An 18,632-nucleotide genomic window follows, 5' to 3' on the forward strand; every position below is an offset into this window, starting at 1 on the left:
AAGACGACCTGATATCTCGCGCAATGGAACGCGGACCGCCTCAGTTCGGCGGCAGCTTGCGGCTCTTCCAGCTTGCCTCCGGCACGACGCCACCAATCGCGTAGCTGAAGGAAACAACCTCGACCGTCTCGAGGTTGACCTTGCACTTGAAGTTGACGTCGTACCAGGTGCCCTTGCTGCGGTAGGCGCCGCCGCTCGCGTCGATCTGTTCCTTGCCGATGAACCCGCCGGAAGGCCCGAACGGCACGAGCATGTCAGGAAAATCCCTTGGCCGCTGATTGCGGATCTGCTCCAGCGCCTCGATGCTGCAAAGCTGGAGGATGCGCTTCTTGACCGGCAGCTGCCCCATTGCCTGCTTGACGCGTGGATCGGCGATCGATTTTGCCGAAAAGAGCTCCTTCGCCTCGACAAAACTGTCCGCGGGCAGCTTCGCCTTGGCCTCGGCCTTGCCTTCGGTTGCGTCACCCTTCTCCTTGTCGTCCGACGGCTTGCGCACCGGCACCGGATCAGCCTTTGGCACCGCCTTTTCGGCCTCCGTCTTGGCCGCCGGCTTGTTCTCGACAGCACTCTTGTCACCGTTGGTGGAGCTTGAAAGAACAGCAAGCTGCTGCTGTTGCGGATCTTTCACCTCCGGCTGCTTCTGCGCCTTGGCCTCCTCTTTCGCAGCCTTCAGCGTCGCAGTCGCATCATCGGCGGCCGCTTTCTTCGCCTCGTTTACCGCATCCTTCTTCTCAGCTTTGGCGGTCGGTGGAAGCTCAGCGACCTTGGCCTCTTGCTTGATCTTGGCGGCGGCCGATTCGAACGCCTGTGGCTGTTGGCGGGCAGGTGCTGGCTGGGGCTTCGGCTGTTCCTTCTTCGGCTCTACCTTCTTCGGCTGCACCTGCTGCTTGGGCTTTTCTGCCTGCTTTGGCTGCGGCGGCGGCACGATTTCGACGTTGATGCTCTGCTCGCCCTCAGGCTTGGGCGTTTCCTGCGGCAAGCGAAACAGCACGAGAACGATCACGAGCAGATGCAGGCCCACCGAGACCGGCGTGCCCCATCTTATCTTCTCCCACCATTTTTCGGAAAACAGCTGCATCGCCTACGAGATAATAGAGCACAGGGGCGGAAGCTAGGTGCGCGCCAAATCTGACGGAATTATTGCGTGCTGGCCCGGACTTTAAATATGGGACGTCGTCCTGTGGCGCAGACGGGAGGCCTCGTGGAAACCGGGCAGATTTTCATTGCTTTGCTTGTCGGCCTACCGATCATGGCGCTCGCCATGCTCGGCTCTCTATGGCTGGTCTATGTCGTCAAGCGTCCACTTCTCGGAATTGTTGGACTAGCAATCGTCGGTACGACGTATTGCGACGGCGAGGGGCCTGCCCTCTTGTTGCTCGCTCCGGGTGTCTTTTCCTGCATCGCCGCCACCAAGGGGTCTGGAATGACCCTGTCGAAAAAAATGCAAAGAGCTAAACCCTCATCGTCTCGCCGCCCGTAGCGGACGCCGAGAAGCGTGGCCGCTTCACCTCGAAGCTGACATCGCCGCCATTTTCAATTGAGATCGGAAATTTCTTCCCGCAATCGCGGAGATTCAGCACATTCATCCCTATTCTATATTTTCTATAGATTTAAAACTCTCCGGAGTTGCGGCCCTGGATTTGACGGGCGGCGCGACGGACGAACATCATGGCCAGGAGCCTCTTCATGCAGCGCAATTCCACACGAAGCCGATTTTTCACAAAGGCATTTGCAGCGACGGCAGCCCTTACGGCGGCGTTGATCGCGTCGTCGGCGCTTGCCGGCGAAACCCTCGACAAGATCAAGGCGCGTGGCCTCATCAAGGTCGGCGTCGGCACCACGCCGGGCTTCTTCACGCCTGATAGCAGCGGCCGCTGGCAGGGCTTCTTCGTCGATTTCGGACGGGCCCTTGCCGTCACCGTCTTCAACGATGCCGAGAAGGTCGAGTTCACCAACTCCTCGCCGCAGCAGCGGCTTCCCGCTCTGCAGTCAGGCGAGTTCGACATCCTGCTCTCCGGCGTCACCCAGACCGTGACCAGAGCCTTCAAGCTCGGCTTCCACTTCGGCCCGGTGGTCTTCTACGACGGCCAGGGTCTCTTGGTGCGCAAGGATCTCGGCGTCGGCAAGGGTGAGGAACTCGACGGCGCGACGATCGGGGTTCAGAGCGGCACGACCGGAGAGCTGAACATCGCCGACTTCTTCCGCAAGACCGGCAAGACCTTCACGCCAGTCACGATCGAAGAGACCGGCGAATTCCTGAAGGCGCTCGATTCCGGTCGCGTCGACGCGCTGACCCAGGACGCCACCGACCTTGCCGCCAAGCGCACGCAGCTGACGAAGCCGGACGACTACGTGCTTCTGCCTGAGCGCCTGTCGAAGGAACCGCTGGCACCGGCCATCCGCGCCGGCGACGACCAGTGGCTCGAAATCGTCAACTGGACCGTCTACGCCACCATCCAGGCGGAAGAATTCGGTATTACCCAGAAGAATGTCGACAGCTTCCTCACCAGCGAAGATCCGGGCATCAAGCGCTTCCTCGGCGTCGATCCGTCGCTCGGCGAAGCCATCGGTCTTGATCCGAAGTTTGCCTACAACATCGTCAAGGCGGTCGGAAACTACGGCGAGATCTTCGACCGCAATGTCGGCAAGGGCACGCCGCTCAATTTCGACCGCGGCTACAACCAGCCCTGGACCGCTGGCGGCCTTCTCTATTCGCCGCCGTTCCGTTGAGCCCTTGTCGGTATCTGCGATGACATCCACTCTTCAACCGGGCCCTCAAGGGCCCGGCTTTCCCTCACGCCTGCGCACCTGGCTCGGGCCATTGCCGTTTCAACAGCTTCTCCTGTTTGCCGGCGTGCTTGCGATCTTTGCCCTCTTCGGCTCCAACACCGCCGACAGCATGCAACGCATGGGTCTGACGCCCGGCTTCGGCTTTCTCTTCCATCAGGCGAACTTCGAAATCGGTGAGACCGTATTTCCCTATGCGGCGGGAGATACCTACGCCCGCGCACTTGCGGCCGGCCTTGCCAACACCGTCAAGGTCGCCATGGTCGGCTGTGTGCTCGCCACGGTGCTCGGGGTTGCCCTCGGCATCGCCCGCCTGTCCGGCAACCTGCTGCTGGCGACCTTCGTGCACGCCTATGTCGAGCTGCTGCGCAACACGCCGCTCCTACTCCAGCTCTTCCTCTGGAGCGCAATCATCCACGCGCTGCCGCCACCGCGCGGCGCCTATGCCTTCCTTGACAGCGTCTATCTCAGCAATCGCGGCGTCTACGTCCCGTCCGTCTCGCTGCACGGCCTCTCCTGGGCGATCTGGCTGCCGGCGATCCTGCTGACTGCCTATGCGTCGCTGTCGCTCGCCCGGCGTCTGCTGACCGGGGCTGCGTTCTACATGCCGAAGGCCGCCGTGACCGTGCTCGGGTCGCTTATCGTTTGCAGTTTTGCGCTCACCTCCTTCGGTCTTGCGGCCACCGTCGATCTGCCGGCCAAGGGTGGCTTCAACATCAAGGGCGGCCTTTCGCTGACGCCGGAGTTCTTCGCGCTTCTGATCGGTCTTGTCGTCAACGCCTCGGCTTCAATTTCCGAGATCGTGCGCAGCGGCATCCAGTCGGTGAAATCGGGCCAATGGGAAGCCGCGCGCGCGCTTGGGCTGAGCCCCGCGCAGATCCTGCGCCTCGTCGTCCTGCCGCAAGCGTTGCGCGTCATCACGCCACTGATGATCTCAAGCTTTCTCGACCTGACCAAGAATTCGAGCCTCGCCGTCGCCATCGGTTACCCTGATATCGTCAGCGTCGCCAACACCACTGCCAATACCACCGGCCAGGCTCTCGAAGCCATCTGCATCATCGCGGCGGTCTATCTCACGCTCAGCCTTTCGGTGTCCGCCCTGATGAACCTCTATAACCGGCGCGTCGTGCTTCGCGGGGAGTTGCGGCGATGAGCCACATCGAACTGCCACCACCAACAGCACCAGACTGGCATCGCTGGCGCAGCGGCCTCTTCGGCGGCTGGGGCAACAGCCTCATCACGCTCGCAGCTCTCGGCGCCTTCGTCTGGCTTCTGCAGCCCTTCTTGCGCTGGGCAATCTTCGACGCGGTGTGGACCGGAACGGCTGGGGAGTGCGCCGTCGACGGCGCCGGCGCTTGCTGGGCTTTCATCGGCGCCAAGCTGCGCTTCATCCTCTTTGCGTTCTACCCACCGGACCTGCAATGGCGTCCCGCGCTTGTCGTCGTGGTGGTGATCGCCTTGCTTGTGCTGTCGGCATTGCCGCGTTTCTGGAGTTTCCGGCTGGTGCCGCTGTGGATCGCCGCACTCGTCTTCAGCTGGCTGCTGATGGCCGGCACGCTGACGCCGCCTCAGGTGTCGACCAACAATTGGGGTGGTCTTCCGATCACCCTGGTGGTCTCGATCGCCGGTCTTGCCTTTGCGTTTCCGATCGCGCTCCTGCTGGCGCTTGCCCGGCAGTCAAGCATGGGCATCGTCAGGACGCTCGCGATCGCCTTCATCGAGACGCTGCGCGGCGTGCCGATGATCGCGGTCCTCTATGTGGCAATGCTGATCGTTCCGCTCGCGCTGCCGAGCGGCGCTGCAATCGACAAGCTCTTGCGCGCGCAGATCGGCGTGACGCTGTTCTTTTCGGCCTATCTTGCCGAAGTCATCCGCGCCGGACTGCAGGTGGTGCCGTGGGGGCAGCGCGAAGCAGCGCTTTCGCTTGGCCTTGGCTATATCCAGACGATCCGCCTTGTCGTTCTTCCCCAGGCACTTCGCGCCGTCATCCCGGCGATCGTCAATCTCTCGATCGGCATCGTGCTCAACACGTCGCTCCTGGCCGTGATCGGCATCTATGACCTGCTGAACGCGGCAAGGACCTCGGCCACCGATCCGACATGGCTCGGCTTTTACACCGAAGCCTATGTCTTTGCCGCCGTGGTCTACTTCGCCATCTGCTTCACCGGATCGCGCTACAGCATCTGGCTCGAGAAACGTCTGAACGACGCCGCCCGCCATTGAAGCGGCGCGTTCACACCGCCTTGCGCGCGGCGCACTGACGCGCCAAGAGTGGCGTCAACAGAATCGGATGCCGGACGAGCGCATGAAACGAAGCGAAATCGCGATCATCGGCGGAGGGCCGAGTGGGCTGATGGCTGCAGAGATCCTGTCTCTGCAGGACCATTCAGTGACGGTCTATGACAGCATGCCGACCGTCGCGCGCAAGTTTCTGCTCGCCGGCAAATCCGGGCTCAACATCACCCATTCCGAAGACTTTCAGCAGTTTGCCGATCGTTTCGGCGAAGCGTCGAAGGCCATGCGAAGCGCACTCGACGCCTTCACACCGGCGGACGTGCGCGCCTGGGCGGACGATCTCGGCACGGAAACCTTCGTCGGCTCCTCCGGCCGTGTCTTTCCAAAGGCCATGAAAGCGTCGCCGCTGCTGCGCGCCTGGATCAAACGCCTGGAAGCGCAAGGGGTGCGGATCCTGACGCGGCACAGATGGACAGGCTTTGACGGATCCGCCCTGACCTTCGACACACCGGATGGACGCAAGATCGTCCATTGCGACGCCGTGTTGCTCGCACTCGGCGGCGCCAGCTATCCGCGGCTCGGGTCCAATGCGAGTTGGCTTGAGGCTCTAAAGGAAGTCGGCGTCGAAATTGCCGATTTCCGTCCCGCCAATTGCGGTTTCGACGTTGCCTGGAGCGATCCATTCCGAGAGCGTTTTGCCGGCGAAGCGCTGAAATCCGTGACCGCGACGTCGAATGCGGGCACCATTCCCGGCGAATTCGTCATCTCCCGGCACGGCATCGAGGGCAGCCTCGTCTATGCGCATGCGGCCGAGTTGCGCGATCGGCTGGAAGCTGATGGAAGTGCAGTGCTGACCATCGATCTCGCACCCGGCCGTACCGGCGAGCGGCTGGCGAAAGACCTGGCGCGCCAGGACGGCAAGGCGAGTTTTTCCAACCGGCTGCGCAAGGGCGCAGGACTGGAAGGCGTCAAATCGGCGTTGCTGCGCGAGATCGCGCCCGACGCGTCGCGCGCCGACCCGAAAGCTCTCGCCGATCTGATAAAGGCGTTGCCGATCACTGTCCTTAGGACCCGCCCGATCGCCGAGGCGATTTCCTCGGCCGGCGGCGTACGGTGGAGCGCCGTGGACGAGACTTACATGCTGAAGGCGCTTCCGGGTGTTTTCGTCGCGGGCGAGATGATCGACTGGGAAGCGCCAACCGGCGGCTACCTGCTCACCGCCTGTTTCGCCATGGGCCGCGCCGCCGCGCGCGGCATCGACGCCTGGCTGCGGCGATAGGCATAGTCACGAAACCTGCAAGGCGGCATCGCCCTTACCGCCGAGACCAGAAGACAAACGCAAGACGCCGGCACACTCGGGTGCCGGCGTCTTGCGTTTCAGCGGTTATGCATCAGCCTCAGCTGTCGTTGAGCACCAGGCCCTTGGTCAGTTCCAGAGCCTGCCGCTCGAACAGGCCGCGGTAGATGCCGCCGTCGAGGCGGATGAGCGCCTCGTGTGTGCCCTCTTCCGCGATCCGGCCATGGCTGAACACCAGCAACCGGTCGAGCGCGCGCACCGTCGACAGCCGATGGGCGATCACAAGGGTTGTGCGACCGAGCATCAGCCGTTCCATCGCCTGCTGGATCAGCACTTCCGATTCCGAATCGAGGCTCGACGTTGCCTCATCCAGGATCAGGATCGGTGCATCCGCAAGGAACGCCCGGGCAATCGCAATGCGCTGGCGCTCGCCACCCGAGAGCTTCACCCCACGTTCACCCACCAGCGTGCCATAGCCTTTCGGCAGGCCGGTGATGAAGTCATGGGCGCTCGCAAGCTTTGCCGCCTTCTCGATCTCGGCTTGCGTCGCCGTCGGCCGGGCATAGGCGATGTTTTCCGCAAGCGAGCGGTGGAACAGGATCGGCTCCTGCTGGACGATCGCGATCTGCTGGCGCAGCGACGCCTGGGCAACGCCCGCGATATCCTGGCCGTCGATCCGGATTTCACCGGACTTCAGGTCATGCAGGCGCTGGATCAGCTTGACGAACGTCGTCTTGCCCGAGCCAGAGTGCCCGACAAGGCCGACACGCTCGCCCGCCGGGATCGTCACCGAGAACCGGTCGTAGAGCGGCTTGCGGTGGGCACCGTAGTGGAAGGTCACATCGTTGAATTCGATGCGGCCATCGGTGATACGGATCGGCTTGGCGCCATGCTTGTCTTCGATACCGAGGGGCTGGGCGTGAATGTCCACCAGCTCTTCCATGTCGTTGACCGACCGCTGCAGGTTGCGGATGTGCATGCCCACTTCACGCAGGTACCCCTGCAGGATGAAGAAGGAGGTCAGTACAAAGGTGATGTCGCCAGCCGTCGCCTGCCCTTTCGACCAGAGAAACAGCGCAAAGCCGATAACGGCGGCGCGCAGGACGAGCAACAATGCACCCTGTGTCGTGCCGTTCACCGTGCCACGAACCCAGGTGCGGCTCGTGCGGTCACGCCATTTTGTGATCACCTTGACGAGGCGCGCATCTTCGCGCGCTTCCGCGCCAAAGCCCTTGACGACGTTGTTGCAGCTGACGGCATCGGCAAGCGAGCCGCCGAGCTTGGTATCCCAGCTGTTGGCGAGCCGCGCCATCGGCGCGACATAGCCCAGCGACAACAGGACGGTCGCCGCGATGAAGATGAGCGAGCCGACACCAATGATGACACCCATCATCGGCCAGTACCACGCCATCAGCGCCGTCGAGCCGACCAGCATGATAATAGAGGGAAACAGCGCGATCAGCAGCGTGTCGTTGAGCAGGTCGAGCGCCCACATGCCGCGCGTCACCTTGCGAACCGTCGAGCCGGCAAAGCTGTTGGCATGCCAGTCGGACGAGAAGCGCTGAATGCGGAAGAAGGCGGCCGAGGCGATGTCGGACATCATCTTCAGCGTCAGGTCGACGACGCCCATGAAGGTGAAGTGCCGGAAAATGATGGCACCGAGCGACAGCGCCGTCATCGTCCAGAATGCAGCCAGGGCTGCATCCCACGCGACCTGGTCGGAGGCGGCACCTGTCACGACCGCGTCAACCAGCCGACCGGAGTAAAGCGGCGTGAGTACATCGGCGATCGTCGACAGCATAACGGCGCCGAGGATGAAGGAAAGGCGAAGCGGCTGGCGCTTCCAATGAACCCAGGTGAAACCGAGAACGCTGCGGAACGCACCGCCGCGCAAGGCGAAACGAGTAAAAGCCATAGTGATTGCCCAACGCATCGAGCGTTGGCCTCAAAATTCTAGTCAATGAAACATGCCGAAAAGGGAAACGGTTTCCGATCGGCATCAACGATTGGTCGCTTCCGCATTGAGGGAAGGCCAAAGTCAGCGAGACATGTTCTGACTTGAAAGAGCTAAAGAGCGATACTCTCCAGCGTCACTTTCAGAACTGTACGCCGCCCCGTAGGGAGAAAGAATAAGCTGGCATCTGAAACCTCCCTGATCTGTTGCCGGAAGTCGGGTTATAGGCGAATCGCCCGCAACCGCCAAGCGAGGAAATCTAGCCATGCTGCCAAAGTGCAACCGGTGCGGCCCGATTGCAACAGTGTATGGAGGCCTGTCGGGGTTTACGACGGGACGGTCTTCGTAGAAAAGTGACCCGTCGACCGATGGCGAGATCAACCCGCCGGGACGCCGACAAAGAGGGAGGGACCGCGCGGGCTTTTTCCAGAAAGAGCTGGCGCCGGTCGTGGTGACGTAAAGTGCTGAAGTTTCGGTTCGTCATTCTTGCGGCGTTGCGGCTGCTGGCTTTTGCCGGCCTCGCCATGCTCGTGACCGCCGCGCGTGCCGCCGAAAAACAGGATCTGGTGATCGTCACCTCCTACCCGCCATCCTTCTTCGAGCCGTTTCGGCGTGCATTCGAGACTGCAAACCCTGATATCCGCCTGTCGATCATCCAGCGCAACACGGCAAGTGCCACGCGCTTCGTCATGGAGAAGACCGATGTGCCGGCCGACATCTTCTGGGCCTCGGCGACCGATGCTTTCGAACTGTTGAAGCGCAGCGGCGAACTGCGGCCCATCGCACCGCGCCAGACAGGCGCCGCGGAGAAGGTCTTCGGCTACCCCGTCAACGATCCCGAGGGCTATTATCTAGGCTTTGCCCTGTCCGGATATGGCTTCGTCTACAACCAATCCTACCTCGCCCAGAACAAGCTGCCGGTGCCGCGGGACTGGCAGGACCTTTTGAACCCCGTTTATTCCGGACAGATCGGCATCACCACGCCGTCGCGATCCGGCACCACCCATCTGATCGTCGAAGCGCTGCTGCAGACCTACGGCTGGGAAAAGGGCTGGGCGATGCTGTCCCAGCTCGGCGGCAATCTGTCGACCGTCACAGCTCGCAGTTTCGGGGTTGCATCCGGTGTCGCCCAAAGGCGCTTCAGCATCGGCATCACCATCGACTTCCTCGCCAATGCACCTGAATTCGCCGACGCTGGCAACGTCTTCATCCTGCCGCCCGATACCGTTTTCGTGCCGGCCAGCATCGCGATCTTGTCGCGGGCGCGCAATGTTCCGGCCGCCGAGCGCTTCATCGATTTCGTCCTGTCGGAAGACGGCCAGAAGGTGCTGTTGCTGCCGACCGTCTCCCGCATCCCGCTCAACCCCGCGCTCAACAAGGACCTGCTGCCGCAGGAAAGCGGTGACGGCCTGTTGAAGTACAGTGGTTTCGATGCGGCGCTGTCGGCGCGCCGTTATGGTCTCGTCAATCTGATCTTCGACGACTATATCGTGCGCCGCCGCGCAACGCTTGCCCGGCTTTGGAAGAGGGTGACGGACCTGGAAGCGATCGAGATCGAGGACGCGCAACAGCGCAGTATGCTCGCAAGAGCCCGGCGCCTGCTCGCCACGCCGCCGCTTTCAGCAAGTGACGTCGAAAACGCGGACGAAGCGCTGAAGGCCGAGTGGCCGCGCAGTATCGCCCGTTCACCGGCGCATACGGCGATGACGCAGAGGCTGCGGGCCACGATCGAGCGGAACCTGGCGACGGCCGAAATGCTTCTGTCCTCTGTCGGGCGGCCGGCGGCGGACCTGACGCCATGGCGGCAATGATGAGCCAATCGATAGCGCCTGCGGGCGACATCCGCCGCTGGCGCTTCGGTATCGGTGCACGCCTTATCCTGGCCTTCGTCGCCATCGTCGGCCTCGCCGTTGGCGCTTGCCTGGTTGGCTGGCTGTCTTATGAACGGCTGTCGGGCGAACTGTCTCGAATTGCCGAAGACCAGATGCCGCAGCTCGCTTTCGCCTCGCGGCTGTCGAAGGCGGGCGCGGATATCGGTTCGGTCACCACGGTTCTCGCTGGAGCCGAAACACGTGCGGAGTACAACGAGATTCGCAGCAGCTACGCCGCGCGCCTGCTGACGCTTCGATCGCTGCTCGGGGAAAGCGGGCCGAAGTCGGATGCGACCGACCTCTTACCGCTGGCAGAAGCGATCGGCGAGAACCTCAACAAGATCGACCTTGCCGCCGGCAAGCGCTTCACTCTTCGCGAAGCGATGCGTTCCGACATCGACGAGTTGCGTTGGGTCCAGGCGGACCTGCTCGAGGAAGCTGATCCGCTCGTCGACGATATTCGCTTCAACATCGAAGCCGAGACCCGCAACGGCCACGGGGCTGCAGCGCTTGCGGAACAGCAAAAGAGCGAGGCCCTGTTGACGGCGGTGTCGCAGGCAAACCTCGCCACCGGGCTGATCGGCAGGCTCGTCAACGCCACCACGCAAGAGGAAATTCAGGAAACCAACGCCTTTCTCGGCGACAGCGCCGACGACCTTGCAAGCCGCATCGCCAGCCTCGAAAACTGGCCGGATAGCATCACCGTCCGCCAGCTGGCGCGCCGCATTCTCGACCAGTCCGACGTGTCGACGGGTATCCCCAATCGCAAGCGTTCGGAAATGATCGAGGCGGCAAAGCTCTCCGAACTTGCCGCTCAGAACGGCCGCCTTGTCGACGATCTCGCACGCAGGATCGAAACAGAAGTCGTGGCGATCGAGGCGAGCGCCGCCGCCGCCGCGCAGCGCGCCGCCACCGCGATCGAAACCGGCCGCAGCCTGCTCTTGGCGATCGCCATTCTCGCGGTGCTGCTGGCGACAGCGATCGGCTTCTTCTACGTCTACCGCAATCTGCTGGCGCGCATCCGGCTGCTTTCGGCCGCTGCCGGCGCGATCAGCAGCGGGCGTCCGGCAACCGCCATCCCGGCAGCAGAGGCGGACGAACTCGGCGATCTCGCCCATGCCCTGGTTCTCTTCCGCCAGACCCGCGACGAATTGATCCAGTCGGCAAAACTCGCCGCCCTCGGACAGATGGCGGCGGGCATCGGCCACGAGCTCAATCAGCCACTGGCAGCCCTTCGGGCACATATCCATAGCGCCACGACGCTGATCGGACGCGGCAAGGGCGAGCAGGCGGTCACCAATCTCGACAAGATGAAGGGATTGACCGGGCGCATGGCCGACCAGATCAGCCATATCCGCCGCTTTGCCCGCCGACCCGACGCGCAGTTGCGGCCGGTCGATCTGACCGCTGCCGTCCGTGACGCATTCAGTCTGCTTGAACACAGGTTCGAGGAAGAGGCTGTCGAAATGCAATTGCGCCTGCCGGAGGACGCCGCGGTCATGGTCATGGCCGAACCTGTGCGGCTGGAACAGGTGGCGGTCAATCTCATCGGCAATGCCCTGGACGCTATCAAAGACAGGCCCGTACGCCGGGTACATGCGACGATCGAACAGGCAGGCGCCGATGCCCGACTCATCGTTGGCGACACCGGCAGCGGCATTGCCGCTGATGACGTTGCCGCGGTCTTCGACCCGTTCTTTACCACCAAACCAGTCGGCACCGGTCTCGGTCTCGGTCTTTCCATTTCCTACAACATCGTCAAGGACTTCGGCGGCGAGATCTCGATCCTTGAGACCGGTGTGCATGGCACCCAATTCCTCGTATCCCTGAAAGGCCCGCAATGACGTTGGACCCGGATATCATCCTGATCGACGACGATGCCAGCGTGCTTGACGCCTGTTGCCAGGTGCTCGAACTGGAAGATTTCAGCGTATCCCCGCACGGTTCGGTGGCATCGGCGCTAACGGGCCTTTGCGCCGACAGCCGCGCCGTCATCGTTTCCGACGTGCGCATGCCGGATCATGATGGCTTCGATCTGGTTGCAGCTGTGCGCAAGATCGACCAGGACATCCCGATCATACTGATGTCGGGCCATGGCGACATCCCGATGGCCCTTCGCGCCATGCGCGACGGCGCCTGGGATTTTCTGGAGAAGCCCGCCGATCCCGTGCATCTCATCGAAACCGTACGGCGCGCCCGCGAACATCGCCGCCTGCTGCTCGAAAACCGGCGGCTGCGGCTGTCGGTCGATGACGATGGCTGGGAAACGCGCCTGATCGGGCATTCAGCGCCCATGGTGGCATTGCGCGAAAAGCTGAAGCGGATTGCGGCAGCGGCGACCGATGCGCTCATCATCGGCGAGACCGGCACCGGCAAGGAAGTGACGGCACGCGCGCTCCACGATTTCAGCGGGCGCAAGGGGCGTTTCGTTGCGGTCAACTGCGGCGCCATCCCCGAAACCATTCTGGAATCCGAACTCTTCGGCCACGAAGCCGGCGCCTTTACCGGCGCGCGCGAAAAGCGCATCGGCAAGATCGAATACGCCGACGGCGGCACGCTTTTCCTCGACGAGATCGAATCGATGCCGCTTGCCGCCCAGGTGCGGTTGCTGCGCGTGCTGCAGGAGCGCGTCATCGAGCGGCTCGGCTCCAATATCGAGCTGCCGGTCGACATGCGCGTCGTGGCGGCGACCAAGGCGGATCTGCACGCGGCGGCAAAGAAGGGCGATTTCCGCGAGGATCTGGCCTACCGCCTCGACATCGCCCGCGTAGAATTGCCGCCGCTGGCGCAACGCAAGGGCGACGTCGGCCTACTGTTCCAGCATTTCCTCGGGCTCGCCGCCCGTAGGCAGGGCCGCACGCCGCCACGGGTAAGCGCCGAACTTCTGGCCGATCTTAATGGCAGGCCATGGCCGGGAAACGTTCGCGAGTTGCGCAACGTCGCGGAGCGCTTCGTGCTCGGGCTTGAGGATCGGTCCGAGCTCGACCGGGCGACGTCAAGCGGCGAGACGCTGGAGGTGCAGATGGACCGGCTGGAGCGCGCCATCCTGCTCGACAGCCTCGCCAGAAACGACGGCCGCGTCGGCGCGACCGCAGATGCGCTCGGCATTTCCCGCAAGACGCTCTACCTCAAGATGCGCAAATTCGACATCGCTGCCCAGAATGATGGTGACGCCGGGTGATGTTACCGGTTTGACCCCACGGTCTTGCCGGGATGTTACCGTTTTTACCCAAAGCGCAATGCGAACCCCTGATTTCCGGGCATTCTCAAACTGGCACGGCGCTTGCTCCCATAGGGTCGGACACCAAACAAGCGGTGTCCCTATTGGGAGGAGATACCTATATGTTGAAGACCATTGCTGCGGCGATGCTGATGTCGGCCGCCTTCGTTGTGACGGTTCACGCCCAGGACGGCGGAAAAGTCACGATCGTCACGTCGTTTTCCAAGGACGTAACCGATCCGTTCAAGGCGGGTTTTGAGGCCGCAAATCCCGGCTTTACCCTCGACGTCCAGAACAAGAGCACCAGCTCGGGCGTCAAATACATCGATGAAACCAAGGTGAACAACCAGGTCGACCTGTTCTGGGCGTCGGCGCCGGACGCATTCGACAGCCTCAAGAGCCGCGAACTGCTGGCCAAGTTCACCCCTTCGGTCACGGGCCTTCCCGAAAAGGTCGGCTCCTACCCCGTCAACGACAAGGACGGCTATTACTTCGGCTTTGCCGCCTCGGGTTACGGCATCATGTCCAACGACCGTTATCTCGAAGCCAATGACCTGCCGAAGCCGGTCGAGTGGAGCGATCTCACCAAGCCGGAATACCACGACCACATCGCGATTGCCGCCCCTTCGCGCTCGGGCACGACCCACCTGACGATCGAAACGATCCTGCAGGGTGAAGGTTGGGACAAGGGTTGGGCGACCCTGAAGGGGATCGGCGGCAACCTGCAGCAGGTCACCGAACGCTCGTTCGGCGTGCCGGACGCGGTCAACTCCGGCCAGACCGGTATCGGCATCGTCATCGACTTCTTCGCCTTCTCGGCGCAGGCAAGCGGCTTCCCCGTTTCCTTTGCCTACCCGTCGGTCACCACGGTCGTTCCGGCCAACATCGGCATCGTCGCCAACGCGCCGAACCAGGCTGGTGCGGAAGCCTTCGTCAACTACCTGCTGTCGGAAAAGGGCCAGGCCGTGCTGCTCGAGCCGGCGATCCGCCGTCTGCCGATCAACCCGGCGCTCTACGAGAAGGCACCGGAAGGTTTCCCGAACCCGTTCAAGGATCCGCGCTTCCAGTCGATGATCACGTTTGATGCCGACGTTTCGAAGAAGCGGACCGACGTCGTCGATACGCTTTACGACCAGCTGATCTCGTTCCAGCTCGACAACATCAAGGGTGCCACCAAGGCGATCCATGAAGCGGAAAAGGCCGTTGCAGCCAACGAGCAGGCAGCCGCCCGCGCATTGTTGACGGAAGCCCACGCGCTGATCGCCGCCATGCCGATCACGGCCGAAGAAGCTGCCAGCCAGCAGATCCGCGACGCCTTCACTGGCGGTGAGGAAAAGACCGCCCGCCAGGCGGAGCTCGAGCAGAAATGGGCCGCCTTCGCGAGCGAGAAATACGCCGCCGCCAAGGCCAAGGCCGAAGAAGCGCTGGCGCTCGTCGACTGACATCGGCTCAAAAGGCCGCCTGCCACGGGCGGGCGGCCACCCCGAAAACTTTTGCCTTCGCCAAGCCTGACGCGCCTGCCAGTCGGCTCTCAGAGATCTGAACCGATCCTGGAGCAACGGTGCAGCAGTCGAAAGCGTTGCCGCGACCCCAGCGATCCAGAGGCGCGGGGCGCAGCAAGCGCGTCAGGCTTGTCGACCACAATCCGGAGTCTGCCCCATGGCGCTCGTTCAATCCATTCTCATAAGACGTGTTTCGGCCAAGCCCGGACAGATCTTCGCGATCTCGGTAATCGCCCTTTTCCTTGCAATTTTCCTGATCATCCCGGCCGGGACGGTCATCTACACCGCCTTCACCGAAAAGGGCACCGGCGCGCTGACGATCGTCAACTTCGTCGATTTCTTCAACACCGACCTGTTCCGGCGGTCGTTCTTCAACTCCGTTTACGTCTCCGGCATGTCGGTGGTCTGGGCGAGCGCCATCGCACTGCCGCTTGCGGTGCTGACGACGCGCTTCGACTTCCGCGGCTCGCTGATCATCCAGACGCTCGGCTTCGTGCCGCTGATCATGCCGCCTTTCGTCGGCGCCGTCGCGATGCAGCTGCTCTTCGGCCGCAACGGCACCGTCAACCTGATCCTTAACGACTGGTTCGGCATCCGCATTCCCTTCATGGAAGGGCTGAACGGCGTCATCTTCGTGCAGTCGCTGCACTACTTCCCCTTCATCCTCATCAATCTGTCGACAAGCCTGCGCAACATCGACCGCTCGATGGAGGAAGCCGCACAGAACCTCGGTTCGTCGGGCGTCCGGCTGTTCCGCCGCATCGTCTTCCCGCTGGCAATGCCGGGCTACCTCGCCGGCGCCTCGCTGGTCTTCGTCAAGGTCTTCGATGACCTGGCCACACCGCTGCTTCTCAACGTCAAGGACATGCTGGCGCCCCAAGCCTATCTGCGCGTCACCTCGGTGGGCCTCACCGACCCGATGGGCTACGTCATCTCCGTCATTCTGATCGCCGTCTCGATCTTCGCCATGTGGCTTTCCGCCATTGCCATGCGCGGCAAGGACTATTCGACGACCCAGCGCGGCGGCGGTGGTCTATCCCGCCGCAAGCTCAGCCGCGGTGAAAGCATCATTGCCTATGGCGTCGTCGGCCTGATCCTGCTGCTCGTGCTGTCGCCGCATATCGGCCTGTTGCTGCTGTCGCTTGCAACCGTCTGGTCCTTCAGCCCGATGCCTGATGGTTTCACCATGGCGCACTACGGGCGGGTGTTCGGCGAAAGCTCGCTCTACATCAAGAACACGCTGATCTACGCCAGCCTCGCCGGCCTGATCGACGTGGTCATCGGCGGTGCGATTGCCTATCTCGTGCTGCGCACCAAGGTCGTCGGCCGCCGCTGGCTCGATTGGGCGGCAACGTCCGCTCTTGCAATCCCCGGCGTCGTGCTCGGTATCGGCTACCTCCGCACGTTCTACGGCGTAACGCTGCCGGACGGCACACCGCTCGCCACCCTCTGGGTCATGGTGGTTCTGGCGCTTGCCATCCGCCGGCTGCCCTACGCGCTCAGGGCCTGCTACGCAGCACTGCAGCAGGTTTCGGAATCGCTGGAAGAGGCGGCGGAAAACCTCGGCGCCACCAAGCAGCGGACGATCCGCCGCATCGTGTTGCCGCTGATGACGGGCGGTCTGCTTGCCGGCTTCGTCACCAGCTTCTCGACGGCTGCCGTCGAGCTGTCGGCAACGCTGATGCTGATCCAGAGCAACTCGGACGCACCGCTCGCCTACGGGCTCTACGTCTTCATGCAATCGCCGGCGGGTCGTGGCCCGGGTGCAGCCCTCGGCGTCATCGCCGTCGTCATGGTCGCACTCTGCACCCTGCTCTCGCACTACGTCATCGAGCGCCGCCAGAAGGCGCTGGGTATGACGAAATAGAAATTCGGGAGGAACATTATGACTGTCAACATCAACAGCGCCGCTCTCGCGGTCAGCCCCGCCAAGGCGATCAGCATCAGCGACGTCAATCTCTATTACGGCGCCCTTCACGTGCTGAAGGACATCAACCTGGAGATCCAGCCGGGCGAATTCTTCGCCTTTCTCGGCCCGTCCGGCTGCGGCAAGACCACGCTTCTCCGTCTGATCGCCGGCTTCAACAACGCCCGGCAGGGCAAGGTCGTCATCGGCGGCCAGGACGTGCTCGACATGCCCGCATGGAAACGCGACGTCGGCATGGTCTTTCAGTCGTATGCGCTTTGGCCGCATATGACGGTTGCCGCCAATGTCGCCTTCGGCCTGGAAGAGCGGCGCCTGCCCCGCGCCGAAGTCGAGCGCCGGGTCCAGGCGGCACTCGAACTCGTGGGGCTGAAACATCTCGCCGACCGTCGCCCGTCGCAGCTTTCCGGCGGACAGCAACAACGCGTGGCTTTGGCGCGCACCATCGCCATCGAGCCGAAGGTGCTCTTGCTCGACGAGCCGCTCTCCAACCTCGACGCCAAGATGCGCGTCGAAGTCCGGCGCGAGTTGCGCGAGCTGCAGCAGCGGCTGAAGCTGACGACGATCTTCGTCACCCACGACCAGGAAGAGGCCAACACCGTCTGCGACCGCATCGCCGTCTTCAACGAAGGGCGCATCCAGCAGGTCGGCACGCCGATGGGGCTCTACGAGAAGCCCGCCAACCTGTTCGTCGCCAACTTCCTCGGCACGGCGAACATTCTTGACGGCACTGTCTCGGGTTCCGGCACGCAGCGGACGTTTGAGGTAGCCGGTGCCGGCTCGATCCCGATCCCGGCCGGCGCGTCCGTGCCGGCAGGCGCCAAGCTCGTCTTCCGGCCGCAATATGCCACCCTCGGCACACTGGAGCCGGGCGCGGTAGCCTTGACCGGCACGATCGCGCATCGCGAATTCCTGGGCGCGACCGTGCGCTACGGCGTGCAGGTCGGCACCACCACGGTACTGATCGATGCACCGTTCCACTCCGGCGAAGCGCTGCTTGAGACCGGAGCGACGACGATGCTCGGCCTCAAGCCGTCCTCGGCGCTCTGGCTTGCCGAGTGAACCATCGGGCACCCGCCGGCCATTCTCCGGCGGGTGCCCTCCTCTCTTCAATTCCGGCCCGAGGCCGCAATATTTCGAGCATGCCATGACCTCCCCCCTGCCCAACATCATCCTCATCCGCCACGGCGAAACCCAATGGAATGTCGCCGGCCGACTGCAAGGCCGAAAGGATACGCCGCTGACGGCGAACGGCGTGCGACAGGCGCTGGCCGTCGGGCTGCGGTTGTCCGAGCGGATCGCCGCCGAGACCAACCTCAAATTTTGGGTCAGTCCACTCGGGCGCGCGCGCCAGACGGCCTCGATCCTGGCCGACACCTGGTCGGTTCCCTTCGAAGAGTTCACCCATGACGAGGCGCTGGTGGAAAGGGCCTATGGTACCTGGGAGGGCCGCGCCCACGACGAGATCGAGCGGGATCTGCCGCATGAATACGAGGCGCAGAACGCCGAGCCTTGGGATTACGCCATGCCTGGCGGCGAAAGCCGGATCATGCTCGACACTCGCCTGCTCGCCTGGCTTACGACCCTCGATCGCGACAACACGCACGTCGTAGTCACCCATAGCGGCTGTGTGCGCGCCCTGCGCGGCATTTATACCAAGGCCTCCCGCGAGGAGATCCTTGCCTATCGCGAACCGCAAACAGCGTCCTTCCTGCTCTCATCAGGCCAGGAAACCATGGTCGGCATTCCGCTCAGCATCCTGCGAGCGCTTGGCTGCGAGGGCGAGGGCCGAACAGTCTGGATCTGAACGGCGCGGGCCGACGTTGGCTTGAGCAGGCCGGC

14 protein-coding genes are annotated in these 18,632 nt (G+C 63.0%); 12 read left to right on the forward strand and 2 right to left on the reverse strand.

What is annotated here, in order from left to right; translation table 11 throughout:
• Positions 1–40 precede the first annotated feature (40 nt).
• Positions 41–1,078, reverse strand: coding sequence for a DUF930 domain-containing protein (locus LPJGGPFB_RS28195; protein ID WP_173423236.1), 1,038 nt, complete (start codon positions 1,076–1,078; stop codon positions 41–43).
• Positions 1,079–1,201: 123 nt separating this feature from the next.
• On the opposite strand from LPJGGPFB_RS28195, the gene LPJGGPFB_RS28200 reads away from it, so the two are divergent.
• The 5 genes from LPJGGPFB_RS28200 to LPJGGPFB_RS28220 all read left to right on the forward strand — a co-directional run bounded on the left by LPJGGPFB_RS28200 (position 1,202) and on the right by LPJGGPFB_RS28220 (position 6,301).
• Positions 1,202–1,480: a hypothetical protein gene (locus LPJGGPFB_RS28200; protein ID WP_173423237.1), complete on the forward strand. Its 279-nt coding sequence runs from the start codon at positions 1,202–1,204 to the stop codon at positions 1,478–1,480.
• Positions 1,481–1,686: 206 nt separating this feature from the next.
• On the forward strand, positions 1,687–2,730 hold the full coding sequence (locus LPJGGPFB_RS28205; RefSeq protein ID WP_173423238.1) for an amino acid ABC transporter substrate-binding protein: 1,044 nt from the start codon (positions 1,687–1,689) through the stop codon (positions 2,728–2,730).
• A 19-nt stretch (positions 2,731–2,749) separates the two neighbouring features.
• Positions 2,750–3,940: an amino acid ABC transporter permease gene (locus tag LPJGGPFB_RS28210; RefSeq protein WP_173423239.1), complete on the forward strand. Its 1,191-nt coding sequence runs from the start codon at positions 2,750–2,752 to the stop codon at positions 3,938–3,940.
• The gene (locus tag LPJGGPFB_RS28215; RefSeq protein ID WP_173423240.1) at positions 3,937–5,010 is read left to right on the forward strand and encodes an amino acid ABC transporter permease; all 1,074 of its coding nucleotides are present in this window, start codon (positions 3,937–3,939) and stop codon (positions 5,008–5,010) included. The genes LPJGGPFB_RS28210 and LPJGGPFB_RS28215 overlap by 4 nt, the downstream gene beginning before the upstream one ends.
• A gap of 82 nt (positions 5,011–5,092) precedes the next feature.
• Positions 5,093–6,301, forward strand: coding sequence for a TIGR03862 family flavoprotein (locus tag LPJGGPFB_RS28220; RefSeq protein ID WP_173423241.1), 1,209 nt, complete (start codon positions 5,093–5,095; stop codon positions 6,299–6,301).
• A 118-nt stretch (positions 6,302–6,419) separates the two neighbouring features.
• On the opposite strand, the gene LPJGGPFB_RS28225 is transcribed toward LPJGGPFB_RS28220, so the two are convergent.
• Complete coding sequence (locus tag LPJGGPFB_RS28225; RefSeq protein WP_173423242.1) at positions 6,420–8,234, reverse strand: ABC transporter ATP-binding protein; 1,815 nt, start codon at positions 8,232–8,234, stop codon at positions 6,420–6,422.
• A 500-nt stretch (positions 8,235–8,734) separates the two neighbouring features.
• Here LPJGGPFB_RS28225 and LPJGGPFB_RS28230 point away from each other — a divergent pair, with 500 nt between their 5' ends.
• The 7 genes from LPJGGPFB_RS28230 (at position 8,735) to LPJGGPFB_RS28260 (ending at position 18,597) form a co-directional block, all read left to right on the forward strand.
• Positions 8,735–10,084 carry an ABC transporter substrate-binding protein gene (locus tag LPJGGPFB_RS28230; RefSeq protein WP_173423243.1) on the forward strand — a complete coding sequence of 450 codons (1,350 nt, stop codon included), beginning with the start codon at positions 8,735–8,737 and terminating at the stop codon, positions 10,082–10,084.
• Positions 10,084–11,988 carry an ATP-binding protein gene (locus LPJGGPFB_RS28235; RefSeq protein WP_173423244.1) on the forward strand — a complete coding sequence of 635 codons (1,905 nt, stop codon included), beginning with the start codon at positions 10,084–10,086 and terminating at the stop codon, positions 11,986–11,988. Before LPJGGPFB_RS28230 ends, LPJGGPFB_RS28235 begins: the two co-directional genes overlap by 1 nt.
• Positions 11,985–13,325: a sigma-54-dependent transcriptional regulator gene (locus tag LPJGGPFB_RS28240; protein ID WP_173423245.1), complete on the forward strand. Its 1,341-nt coding sequence runs from the start codon at positions 11,985–11,987 to the stop codon at positions 13,323–13,325. The genes LPJGGPFB_RS28235 and LPJGGPFB_RS28240 overlap by 4 nt, the downstream gene beginning before the upstream one ends.
• A 161-nt stretch (positions 13,326–13,486) precedes the next feature.
• On the forward strand, positions 13,487–14,806 hold the full coding sequence (locus LPJGGPFB_RS28245) for an ABC transporter substrate-binding protein (RefSeq protein WP_173423246.1): 1,320 nt from the start codon (positions 13,487–13,489) through the stop codon (positions 14,804–14,806).
• Positions 14,807–15,023: 217 nt separating this feature from the next.
• Positions 15,024–16,733, forward strand: coding sequence for an ABC transporter permease (locus LPJGGPFB_RS28250; protein ID WP_173423247.1), 1,710 nt, complete (start codon positions 15,024–15,026; stop codon positions 16,731–16,733).
• Between the two features lie 18 nt (positions 16,734–16,751).
• Positions 16,752–17,852: an ABC transporter ATP-binding protein gene (locus LPJGGPFB_RS28255; RefSeq protein ID WP_173423248.1), complete on the forward strand. Its 1,101-nt coding sequence runs from the start codon at positions 16,752–16,754 to the stop codon at positions 17,850–17,852.
• Between the two features lie 85 nt (positions 17,853–17,937).
• A complete protein-coding gene (locus LPJGGPFB_RS28260; RefSeq protein WP_173423249.1) occupies positions 17,938–18,597 on the forward strand; it encodes a histidine phosphatase family protein in 660 nt (219 codons plus the stop codon).
• The last annotated feature ends 35 nt before the right edge of the window (positions 18,598–18,632 follow it).

The organism is Ensifer adhaerens (assembly GCF_013283195.1).
Classification (GTDB): domain Bacteria; phylum Pseudomonadota; class Alphaproteobacteria; order Rhizobiales; family Rhizobiaceae; genus Ensifer; species Ensifer adhaerens_G.

Excerpts from the sequence above, each read along its gene's own strand:
- LPJGGPFB_RS28195 (WP_173423236.1), bottom strand. The coding sequence starts at position 1,078 with ATGCAGCTGTTTTCCGAAAAATGGTGGGAGAAGATAAGATGGGGCACG.
- LPJGGPFB_RS28205 (WP_173423238.1), top strand. The coding sequence starts at position 1,687 with ATGCAGCGCAATTCCACACGAAGCCGATTTTTCACAAAGGCATTTGCA.
- LPJGGPFB_RS28210 (WP_173423239.1), top strand. The coding sequence starts at position 2,750 with ATGACATCCACTCTTCAACCGGGCCCTCAAGGGCCCGGCTTTCCCTCA.
- LPJGGPFB_RS28215 (WP_173423240.1), top strand. The coding sequence starts at position 3,937 with ATGAGCCACATCGAACTGCCACCACCAACAGCACCAGACTGGCATCGC.
- LPJGGPFB_RS28220 (WP_173423241.1), top strand. The coding sequence starts at position 5,093 with ATGAAACGAAGCGAAATCGCGATCATCGGCGGAGGGCCGAGTGGGCTG.
- LPJGGPFB_RS28225 (WP_173423242.1), bottom strand. The coding sequence starts at position 8,234 with ATGGCTTTTACTCGTTTCGCCTTGCGCGGCGGTGCGTTCCGCAGCGTT.
- LPJGGPFB_RS28235 (WP_173423244.1), top strand. The coding sequence starts at position 10,084 with ATGAGCCAATCGATAGCGCCTGCGGGCGACATCCGCCGCTGGCGCTTC.
- LPJGGPFB_RS28240 (WP_173423245.1), top strand. The coding sequence starts at position 11,985 with ATGACGTTGGACCCGGATATCATCCTGATCGACGACGATGCCAGCGTG.
- LPJGGPFB_RS28245 (WP_173423246.1), top strand. The coding sequence starts at position 13,487 with ATGTTGAAGACCATTGCTGCGGCGATGCTGATGTCGGCCGCCTTCGTT.
- LPJGGPFB_RS28250 (WP_173423247.1), top strand. The coding sequence starts at position 15,024 with ATGGCGCTCGTTCAATCCATTCTCATAAGACGTGTTTCGGCCAAGCCC.
- LPJGGPFB_RS28255 (WP_173423248.1), top strand. The coding sequence starts at position 16,752 with ATGACTGTCAACATCAACAGCGCCGCTCTCGCGGTCAGCCCCGCCAAG.
- LPJGGPFB_RS28260 (WP_173423249.1), top strand. The coding sequence starts at position 17,938 with ATGACCTCCCCCCTGCCCAACATCATCCTCATCCGCCACGGCGAAACC.